This window comes from Oscillibacter sp. (assembly GCF_032060045.1).
Lineage (GTDB): Bacteria > Bacillota > Clostridia > Oscillospirales > Oscillospiraceae > Oscillibacter.
Genome location: NZ_DAMBZJ010000042.1, coordinates 1 through 607 on the forward strand (window position 1 = coordinate 1; position 607 = coordinate 607).

2 protein-coding genes are annotated in these 607 nt (G+C 56.0%); both read left to right on the forward strand.

Going from position 1 to position 607, the window contains the following annotated elements:
• Positions 1–294, forward strand: a 294-nt coding sequence (locus RT018_RS13805) for a hypothetical protein (protein WP_312942871.1), incomplete at its 5' end; no start/stop codon positions are given.
• Positions 281–535, forward strand: coding sequence for a hypothetical protein (locus RT018_RS13810; protein WP_312942872.1), 255 nt, complete (start codon positions 281–283; stop codon positions 533–535). The genes RT018_RS13805 and RT018_RS13810, both read left to right, overlap by 14 nt.
• Positions 536–607 lie beyond the last annotated feature (72 nt).

Genomic DNA, 607 nt, shown 5'->3' on the forward strand with positions numbered 1-607 from the left:
GAGATTGCCGCGGCGTTTGATTGCAGCGTGGCAACGGTGCAGGGCTGGCGGATTCGGAACGAGCTTCGGCCAAATCCGGGACCACGGCAAAAACGCGCACCGGTACTGCGGGAAAAGGACGTACAGAAAAAGTGTGGCGCCGCGCTTTCTGCCGCCTTGAAAGCGGGAGGCGCGGGGATCATAGACCCGGCTGCGCGGAAAGAAAGCAAGGGGATTACCGTGGAGATTTATTTTCCGGACGGCGTGGCTCCGTGTCAAATCAGGATTTTGGAGGGAAACCATGGCAAACCTTGAAAATGAAAAATGCGCCCGGTGGCTGGAGGAATGCGTGCGGACGCTTTTTGAGGAAAAGGCGGAGAAAATTGCCGTGTGCGCGATTCTGCCGGACGGAGACGTGTTTGCGGGATATTTTGGATGTGACGTTAGAGACAAGGCGGTCATTGCAAACGCCGTCCAGACAGACGCTATGATGGATACGGTGCTGGCCAATATTGACCAGATTCGGGACGCGCTGGAGGACGAGGAAAATGAGTGAGGGGGCGGGCAACATGCTTGATTTGAAGGACGGTGGCAGATGTATAGGCGGCATTGACGCTGTGGAGTTTTT

Excerpts from the sequence above, each read along its gene's own strand:
- RT018_RS13810 (WP_312942872.1), top strand. The coding sequence starts at position 281 with ATGGCAAACCTTGAAAATGAAAAATGCGCCCGGTGGCTGGAGGAATGC.